At 67.0% G+C, this 9,370-nt stretch carries 8 protein-coding genes; 3 read left to right on the forward strand and 5 right to left on the reverse strand.

Annotated elements, in window-relative coordinates:
• Positions 1 to 90 precede the first annotated feature (90 nt).
• Genes IEW15_RS24215 through IEW15_RS24225 form a run of 3 tightly spaced genes read left to right on the forward strand, consistent with a single transcriptional unit; the run spans position 91 to position 3,380 of the window.
• Entirely contained in the window at positions 91 to 873 is a 783-nt protein-coding gene (locus tag IEW15_RS24215; protein WP_188582913.1) for a VOC family protein, read from the forward strand.
• A gap of 32 nt (positions 874 to 905) precedes the next feature.
• Entirely contained in the window at positions 906 to 2,162 is a 1,257-nt protein-coding gene (locus tag IEW15_RS24220; protein WP_188582915.1) for an acyl-CoA dehydrogenase family protein, read from the forward strand.
• Positions 2,163 to 2,180: 18 nt separating this feature from the next.
• Positions 2,181 to 3,380 carry an acyl-CoA dehydrogenase family protein gene (locus IEW15_RS24225; protein ID WP_188582917.1) on the forward strand — a complete coding sequence of 400 codons (1,200 nt, stop codon included), beginning with the start codon at positions 2,181 to 2,183 and terminating at the stop codon, positions 3,378 to 3,380.
• Between the two features lie 54 nt (positions 3,381 to 3,434).
• On the opposite strand, the gene IEW15_RS26500 is transcribed toward IEW15_RS24225, so the two are convergent.
• From IEW15_RS26500 to IEW15_RS24250, 5 genes are read right to left on the reverse strand one after another with little or no spacing between them, the layout of a single operon-like run.
• Positions 3,435 to 4,781 carry a methylglyoxal synthase gene (locus IEW15_RS26500; RefSeq protein ID WP_188582919.1) on the reverse strand — a complete coding sequence of 449 codons (1,347 nt, stop codon included), beginning with the start codon at positions 4,779 to 4,781 and terminating at the stop codon, positions 3,435 to 3,437.
• Positions 4,778 to 5,434: a 2-dehydro-3-deoxy-6-phosphogalactonate aldolase gene (locus IEW15_RS24235; RefSeq protein ID WP_188582921.1), complete on the reverse strand. Its 657-nt coding sequence runs from the start codon at positions 5,432 to 5,434 to the stop codon at positions 4,778 to 4,780. Before IEW15_RS24235 ends, IEW15_RS26500 begins: the two co-directional genes overlap by 4 nt.
• 54 nt (positions 5,435 to 5,488) lie before the next feature.
• The gene (locus IEW15_RS24240) at positions 5,489 to 7,279 is read right to left on the reverse strand and encodes an IlvD/Edd family dehydratase (RefSeq protein ID WP_188582923.1); all 1,791 of its coding nucleotides are present in this window, start codon (positions 7,277 to 7,279) and stop codon (positions 5,489 to 5,491) included.
• 16 nt (positions 7,280 to 7,295) lie between these two features.
• A complete protein-coding gene (locus IEW15_RS24245; protein ID WP_188582925.1) occupies positions 7,296 to 8,621 on the reverse strand; it encodes a TRAP transporter large permease in 1,326 nt (441 codons plus the stop codon).
• A complete protein-coding gene (locus IEW15_RS24250; protein ID WP_188582928.1) occupies positions 8,621 to 9,205 on the reverse strand; it encodes a TRAP transporter small permease subunit in 585 nt (194 codons plus the stop codon). Before IEW15_RS24250 ends, IEW15_RS24245 begins: the two co-directional genes overlap by 1 nt.
• Positions 9,206 to 9,370: the final 165 nt, after the last annotated feature.

Consider the following 9,370-nt stretch of genomic DNA (forward strand, 5'->3'; position numbering starts at 1 on the left):
CCCCCGCCAAGCTCCCAAGCCGTCAGCAGACGGCGTCAAACCATGGGTAGCGGGCATTCGGCAACAGCCTCCCCAGGGAGGATTAAAACAATGTTTCATCGGCTCAGGCAACTCTGTCTGGTCGCCCGCGAGCTTGACCCCGTGGTCGCGGATCTGATCGCCGTCTTCGATATCGAGATCTGTCATCATGACCCCGATGTCGGCATGTTCGGGCTGCACAATGCGCTGCTGCCGATCGGCACCTCGTTCATCGAGGTGGTGGCCCCCACACAGCCCGGCACCACGGCCGAGCGCTATCTGGACCGGCGGCAGGGCGATGGCGGCTATATGGTGATCACCGATACCGACGACCTCGACCGCTGGCGCGCGCATATCGACGCGGTCGGCGTGCGGGTGGCGGCGCCGCTGGCCATCGGCAGCTATCAGGGCCTGCAACTGCATCCGCGCGACACCGGCGGGGCCCTGCTCGAAATCAACTGGACCGAGGGCAATGGCGCGATCGACGGCCCCTATCATCCGGCCGGGCCCGACTGGCGGGGGCATGTCCGCACCGGGCTGGTCACGGCGGTGACCGACGCCGAGCTTCAGGCCGCCGATCCTGAACGGCTGGCGCGGCGCTGGGCGGAGATCCTGCGCCGCGAGGTTCGCGCCGTGGGGGCGGGCGAGGGTGAGGGCTTCGCCTTCGATCTCGACAATGCCAGCCTGCGCTTCGTGGCCGATAGCGACGGCCGGGGCGAGGGGCTGGGCGGGGTCGATCTTGCCGTCACCGATGAAGCCGCCATCCGCCGGCGCGCCGCCGCCCGGGGCCTTGGCGTGGCCGACGACCATGTCGTGGTCGGCGGTGTCCGCTTCTATCTGCGCCCCGCCGCCTGATCAATCCGCTGCAACCGGAAGAACCCCTGGATATGGACCTCAATTACAGCGCCGAGCAGGACATGCTGCGCGAAAGCGTGGAGCGCTTCATGCGCGACGTCTATGCCTTCACCACCCGTCAGAAGCTGTTGAAACAGGCCTGGAACGATGGCGCCGGCGCTGCCGAGGCCCGCGCCGTCCATGCCGGCCCCCATTGGCGGCGGTTCGCCGAACTGGGCTGGCTGGCGGTGCCGTTTGCCGAGGATGACGGCGGCATCGGCGGCGGCCCGGTCGATTTCGGCATCGTGATGGAAGGCATCGGCCGGGGGCTGGCGATCGAGCCGGTGCTGCCGACGGTGATGGCCGCCCGGCTGGTGGCCGAGATCGGCACCGCCGACCAGAAGGCATCCTGGCTGACCCCGGCGCTGGAGGGCCGCAAGCGGCTGGCCCTGGCCTTCGCCGAACGGCAATCGCGCTATGACCTGACCGATTGCGCCACGACCGCCACAGCATCGGGCGCCACAGCATCGGGCGCCACCGCATCGGGCGCCGCCGCATCGGACGATGGCTGGGTGCTGGATGGCGCCAAGGCGGTGGTGCTGGGCGGTCATGCCGCCGACGGCTTCGTGGTTGTGGCGCGCAGTGCCGGCGCGCGGCGGGATGCGGCCGGGATCAGCCTGTTCCTGGTCGATGCCGACGCGGCGGGCCTGTCGGTCAGGGCCTATCGCACCAATGACGGCACCGGTGCTGCGGACATCACCCTGCGCAACGTGACGGTGCCGGCATCGGCGCTGCTGGGCCGGGCCGGGCAGGGCGCCGGCGATCTGGAACGGGCGATCGATTTCGCGATCGCCGCCGTTGCCTCGGAAGCCGTCGGCGTGATGGCGGCGCTGTGCGAGCAGACGCTTGAGTATCTGAAGACCCGCCGCCAGTTCGGCCGGCCGCTGGGCGACAATCAGGTGTTGCAGCACCGCATGGTCGACATGGTGATCGCGACCGAGGAGGCCCGATCGGCGGCGCTGCATGGCGCGCTGATGATGGCGGTGGATGACCCGCGCGCCCGCGCCCGCGCGCTGTCGCTGACCAAGATCGAGATCGGCCGCACCGCCACCCGTGTCGGGCAGGAGGCCGTGCAGCTTCATGGCGCCATGGGTGTGACCGAGGAACTGGCGATCGGCCATTATTTCAAGCGATTGACCGCCATCGCCGCCAGCTTCGGCGATATCGACTGGCACACCCGCCGGGTTGCCCGCATCGATGCCGGCATCCGTGCGGCCGGCATCCCCGAAGCCGGCACCGCCGCCGCCTGATCCGAGGAGGATACCCCCATGGACATCATGCTGTCTGCCGACGAACAGGCCTTCGCCGACGAGGTCCGCCAGTTCATCCGCGACAACCTGCCCGCCGATATCGCCGATAAGGTCCGGCGCGATCAGCATCTGGGCAAGGACGACCATATGCGCTGGCAACAGATTCTGGGCGCGCGCGGCTGGCACGCCTTCACCTGGCCGGCGGAGCATGGCGGACCGGGCTGGACCATCACCCAGCGCTATCTGTTCGAGGTGATTTCCGCCGAGATGGATTGCCCGCTGATCCAGCCCTTCGGCCCGCGTATGGCCGGGCCGGTGATCTATAGCTTCGGCACGCAAGAGCAGCGCGACCGCTTTCTGCCCGGCATCCGCGACAGCACCATCTGGTGGTGTCAGGGCTATTCCGAGCCGCAATCCGGATCGGATCTGGCGTCGCTCGCCACCCGCGCCGAGGATGCCGGCGATCACTATATCGTCAACGGCCAGAAGATCTGGACCAGCTATGCCCATCATGCCGACTGGATGTTCTGTCTGGTTCGCACCGCGAAGGAAGACAAGCCGCAGAAGGGGATTTCCTTTCTGCTGATCGACATGAAGACCCCCGGCATCACCGTGCAGCCGATCCCGATGCTGGAAGGCACCCATTCCTTCAACACCGTGTTCTTCGAAGACGTGAAGGTGCCGAAGGCCAACCGGATCGGCGAAGAGGGCAAGGGCTGGACCTATGCCAAATTCCTGCTGGAGCACGAGCGGGTCGACAATGCCGCGATCGGCGTCACCAAGGCCGCCTTGCGCCGCCTGAAGCAGATCGCCGCCACAGAGCCCGGCCCCGACGACCGGCCGCTGATCGAGGATCCGCTGTTCGCCGCCCGGGTGACGGCGGTTGAGGCGCAGTTGATGTCGCTGGAACTGGCGGCCCTGCGCACGCTGTCGGCGGTCGCCGCCGGCGGCTCACCGGGGCCGGCCTCGTCGCTGCTGAAGATCCGGGGCACTGAAATCGCCCAGAAGATCAGCGAGCTCGGCTCGGAAGCCACCGGCTATTACGCCCTGCCCTGGCAGCCCGGCCGGCTGGATGGCACCTCGAACGAGGAACCCGTCGGCCCCGAACATGCAGGCCCGGCCGCCAATGCCTATCTGTGGCGGCGCTGCATGTCGATCTATGGCGGCAGCAACGAAATCCAGCGCAACATCATCGCCAAGCAGATGCTGGGGTTGTAGCGTCTGCGTCCTGCGCCGTGGCCCTCGCATCCGGCCGCACCGCGCCCGCGTGGTTCAACGCGCGGCGTGGTGCAGGTAGCGGATCACGAGATCGGCGGTGGCTTCGCTGCAGGCCATCGGCAGGTCATAGACCGTGGCGAGCCGCGTCAATGCCTTCACGTCGACATCGTGCGGCATCGGCGACAGCGGATCGACGAAGAACACCAGGGCGTCGAGCGCCTCTTCGGCGATCAGCGCGCCGATCTGCTGGTCGCCGCCGAGCGGACCGCTCTTCAGCCGCCTGATGTCGAGATCCGGCAGGGCGGCGGCCAGACGGGCGCCGGTGGTTCCGGTCGCGACGATGCGGTACCCTGCCAGCCGGTCATGGTGGCGGCGGGCCCAGGCGATCATCCGGTCCTTGCAGGCGTCGTGGGCGACGAGGGCGATGGCCGACCGTGGATCGCGATCGCGTCGGGTGTCGCCGATCACCCCGGCATCGATCCCGGCCGGGGCCGCCATCGCCGCCTCGACCTGTGGCCGCGTCGGGATCGGCGCCACGGCACCGAAGCTTTCGACCGACAACCCGGCTGCCACCACCGCATAGCGGGCGGACGAGACCGGATCGCCGGTTTCCAGCCAGCGCGCCAGGAACGCGCCGTCGAAACAATCGCCGGCGCCGGTTGCGTCGACCGCTTTCGCCGGGAAGGCCTCGACACGCTCGATGCCACCGTCACAGGCAACAAGCGCCCCGTCGGCGCCCAGCGTCAACGCGACCACCTTCGTCCCGAGATCCCGATAGAAGGCCACGATGTCGGCCGGTTCGGTCAATCCGGTCAGCAACCGCGCATCGTCGAGCCCCGGCAAGGCCACGTCGATATCGCGCATCGCCTCGTGGATCACCATCCGCGCCCGCTCCAGCGGCCAGAGCTTCAGCCGCAGGTTCGGGTCATAGGATATCTTCACGCCGGCCGCCCGCGCCTCGGCCATGGCCGCAAACCCGGCATCCCTCGCGCCGCTGCTGATTGCCTGCGTGATGCCAGAGAGATGCAGAAGGCCCGCCGACCGGATGGCGTCGCGCGGCAGGCTGTCGGGCGAGAGGCGGCTGGCGGCCGATCCGGCCCGGCAATATTCGAAGTGATGTCCGTCCGCGTCGTGCCGCACGAAATAGAGGCCGGTCGGCGCGTCGTCGTCATGGGCGACGGCCTGGGTATCGATCTGCTCGTCCGCCCAGCGCCGCATCAGCACCTCGCCCAGGCAGTCCCGTCCGATCCGGGTGGCGATCCCGGCGCGCGCGCCCTGGCGGCGGGCGGCGATGGCAACGTTCGACACATCGCCACCGATGCCTTCAAGCCATCGGCCGCCACCCAGGTCGTTGAACTCGACCAGCGGTTCGCCGAGACAGAGAATGTCGAGCGTGGTCAACGCAGCGCCTCCTTCCAGCGCCGAACCGACGCGACGAAGCGCCCGGCCTGCGTCTCGACATCATCGACGGTGCGGCCGGGCTTGTAGAGTGCCGAACCGATCCCCACGCCATTGGCGCCCGCATCCATGAAGCCGGCGAGATTGTCGACGGTGACCCCGCCGGTGACGACGACACCGGTGCCGCCGGGAAGGACGGCCCGCAGCGCGCCGACCACTTTCGGTGTGATCGCGTCGCCGGGAAAGATCTTGAGCGCATGCGCGCCGGCATCGAGTGCGGCGAAGGCTTCGGTCGGCGTGAAGACACCGGGAACCGAGATCAACCCGGCCCGGCGCGTCGCCGCGACCACAGCCGGGTCGAAATTCGGCGAGACGACGATCTGCCCGCCGGCGTCGGCCACGCGCGCGACATCGTCGGGCCGCAGCACCGTTCCCGCGCCCACGATCGGCCCGCCACCCCCGATCGCTCCGGCGCCAAAGCGATCGGCAAGGATGCGGATGCTCTGAAATGGCTGCGGTGAATTGAGCGGCACTTCCAGGATGACGATGCCATGCCGCGTCAGCGCCTCACCCACCGGCAACACCTCCTCGGGCGTGATCCCGCGCAGGATGGCCAGCAGCGGCATATCGGCAAGTGCTTCGATGACGTCTCTCATATCGGCCTCTCTCACGTCCCTTGCCGGCTGTGGCCGGATCGATGCTCATTTTTCTCAATGATTGTCGCGCGGCAGCCCTTTTGCGGCGATCCGCTGGTATTTGACCGCCAGACCCAGAACCATACCGTCCGACAATTGTTCAAGACAGCCGCGCTGCAATTCCTGCCACGGGGTCTGGGATGGCGGCACAGGATAGCCGCCGCCCGCCTCCAATGCGACCCGCCGCGCCTGCCACGTCTCGATCGGCACCAGGGCGTCGACGCGCCCGGCCCTGAGGTCCACGCGCACCCGGTCTCCGGTTTCGAGCAAGGCCAGCCCGCCGCCCGCCGCCGCCTCGGGCGAGGCATTGAGGATCGACGGCGATGCGGAGGTTCCCGATTGCCGGCCGTCGCCGATGCAGGGCAGGGTTTCCACGCCACGCCGGATCAGATCGGCGGGGGCGCGCATGTTGACGACCTCGGCGGCACCCGGATAGCCGATCGGGCCGACCCCGCGGATGAACAGGATGCAGTTTTCGTCGATACCGAGGGCCGGATCGTCGATCCGGGCGTGATAATCCTCCGGCCCGTCGAAGACGATGGCGCGCCCTTCGAAGGCCTCGGGGTCGTCCGGTCGCGACAGATAGCGCCGGCGGAAGTCTTCATCGATGACCGAGGTCTTCATCACCGCCGATGTGAACAGATTGCCATCGAGTATCCTGAATCCGGCGGCCGGCAGCATGGGGTTTCCAAGGTCGCGGATCACGTCGGAATTCCGGGACCGCTGCCCCGCGCAATTGTCGCCGATGGTTCGCCCCGAGACGGTCATCGCGCTGGCATGGATCAGATCGCCGGCGATCAGTTCGCCGAGCACGGCCGGCACACCACCGGCGCGATGGAAGTCCTCGGCCAGATACTCGCCCGCCGGCTGAAGGTTGACCAGCATCGGAATGTCGCGGCCGATCCGCTCCCAGTCGCGGATGTCGAGATCGACGCCGGTATGGCGTGCGATCGCACTCAGATGGACCGGCGCGTTGGTCGAGCCGCCGATCGCCGAGGTGACCACGATGGCGTTCTCGAACGCCTGTCGGGTCATGATGTCGGACGGCTTCACATTCTCGTGGACCAGCGCCACCGCGCGGCGCCCCGTCTCATAGGCGATCTGTGCGCGCTCGCGATAGGGTGCTGGTATCGCCGCACAGCCGGGCAGCGACATGCCCAGCGTTTCCGCCAGCGCGTTCATCGTGGCCGCCGTGCCCATGGTGTTGCAGAAGCCGGCGCTGGGCGCCGATGCCGCCGCCATGGCGATGAAGGTTTCATAGTCGATCCGGCCCTCGGCCAGCAGCCGGCGGGCCTTCCAGATGATCACGCCGCTGCCGGCGCGTTCGCCATCATGCCAGCCATTCAGCATCGGCCCGCCGGTCAGCACGATGGCGGGTATGTCGACGGTCGCCGCCGCCATCAGGCAGGCGGGCACGGTCTTGTCGCATCCGGTGGTCAGCACCACCCCGTCGAACGGATAGCCATAGAGGATTTCGACCAGGCCGAGATAGGCGAGGTTGCGGTCGAGTGCCGCCGTCGGCCGCTTGCCGGTTTCTTGAATCGGATGAACCGGAAACTCGATCGCCACACCGCCGGCTTCGCGGATGCCCTCGCGCACGCGTTTCGCCAGTTCGACCAGCGGGCGGTTGCAGGGCGACAGATCGCTGCCGGTTTGTGCGATGCCGATGATCGGCTTGCCGGACTGCAATTCCTCTCGCGTCAGGCCGTAATTCAGATACCGCTCCAGGTATAAGGCCGTCATATCCGGATTGGCCGGATTGTCGAACCAGGCACGCGATCGAAGCTGGGTGGGACGTCTCGTCATTCTGCTTGTCCTTGCTTCAGCCGCCGGCAATGACGGGGAACGCGATCAACAGACCGACCGCCAGAACCTGCAGGCATATAAACGGGACGAGTGCCCGGAAGATGTCGGCGAGGCTGATCTCCGGCGGGGCCACGCTCTTCAGGTAGAAGGCCGCCGGGCCGAACGGGGGCGTCAGGAACGAGATCTGCATGTTCATGGCGAACAGCACGCCGAACCACACCGGGTCATAGCCCAGATCGACGACCACCGGCACGAAGATCGGCATGGTCAGCAGCGCGATGCCGACCCAGTCCAGGAACATGCCGAGCAGAAACAGAATGGCCATCATCACCAGGATGACGACGAGCGGGTCGTCGGAGACGCCGGTCAGCATGCCGGACACGAAATCGATGCCGCCCATCAGATTGAACACGCCGACAAGGGCGCTGGCGCCGATGCCGATCCAGACGATCATGCCGCAGGTGGACAGCGTCTGCAGGGCGGCGGCCTTGAGCATGCCAAAGCTGAACTCGCCGCGCACCACCACCGACAGCAGCACCCCGGCCACCCCGACCGCCGAGGCTTCGGTGACCGATGCGATGCCGCCATAGATCGAGCCCAGCACGAAGGCCACGACGCAGACCGGAAGCACGATCCCCTTCAGAAGCCGCAGCCGTTCGGCAGGCGGCCGGGTGTCCGGCTCGGGCAACGGCGCCAGTTCCGGTTGAAAGTGGCAGCGGACCAGCACATAGATGACATAGAAGGCCGCCAGCATCAGGCCCGGCAGGAAGGCCGAGGTGAAGAGGGCGCCGATGGAGACGTTCGCCGTCAGCCCATAGATGATCAGAACGATCGAGGGCGGGATCATCGTTCCCAGAGAGCCGCCGGCGCAGATGACCCCGATGGCGAGGCTGCGGTCATAGCCGAGACGCAGCATCTGCGGCAGGGCGAGCAGGCCAAGCAGCACGATTTCGCCGCCGATGATGCCGCTCATCGCAGCCAGCACGACCGCGACGAAAATCGTCTGGACGGCCGCCGCGCCGCGCAGCCGGCCGCCGACCATCTTCATGGTGTCGAACAGATCGCGGGCGATGCCCGAGCGGTCGAGCAGCGCCGCCATCAGCACGAACATCGGCACCGAGACGAAGACAAAGGACGAGACGAAAGAATAGACCCGGCTGGTGATCAGCGGCACCGACATCGGGCCGAACCAGAACACGGCGAAGATCAGCGCCACCAGCAAGGTGACATAGGCGAGAGGAATACCGGCGAGCAACAGGGTGAAGAGCAGGCCGAACATAAGCAGCGTGCCATATTCGATGCCGAGCGCGCTGAGGTCGAGCAATCCGCCGAATGCATCCATTACGCGGAGTCTCCACGGCGCATGACGGACGACCGGGCATAGTTGATCGCCAGAATCAGAAATTGCAGTGTCATCATACCCAGCACCGCCAGCAGGAACAGTTTCAGATAGGCCGGAAAGGCCGGATCCCAGGCACTGCCGGAGGTTTCCAGGCGAAAACTGCCATCGGGCCTGAAGATCGCGCGGGCGACAAGCTGCCACGCGGCCCATGCGAAGAAGCCCGAGGCCGCCATGCAGACAAGCGAGATCGCGACGTCGAGTGTCTGGCGTATCCGACCATGGGCGATGTCATAGAACAGCACCACCCGGATATGGGAGTCGCGGGCCGTGCAATAGAGCCCGCCATAGACGAAGGCCACCGCACAGAGAAAGATGGTGGTCTCGTGCGCCCAGTTCGTGGGCGCGTTGAAGACATAGCGCAGGATCACTTCCTGGATGAGGATCAGCATCGCGAGAACGATGCCGACGGCAAAGACGATCCCCCCACGATCGATCAGCCGGCCCAGCATCCCTGCGGCGGGAATGGCACCTGACCCCCTGGCGTCAAGTGCCGCCTCTGTCCGTTCGGCCTTGTCGTCGGCCATGATGGTCTCCCTGGCTGGGCTCTCTGTCCGGGGCGGGCGGGCGGCGACAGTGGGTTGCCGCCCGTCGAATATGGCCGACGCGCTAGCATTACAGTTGCGTATTTCTCCTGATGTGAGCGAGCTTTGCTTGGGCCTGATGGGTGCGTCGCCAGATTGACCAAGCGA

Source organism: Tistrella bauzanensis, from assembly GCF_014636235.1.
Taxonomy (GTDB): Bacteria; Pseudomonadota; Alphaproteobacteria; order Tistrellales; family Tistrellaceae; genus Tistrella; species Tistrella bauzanensis.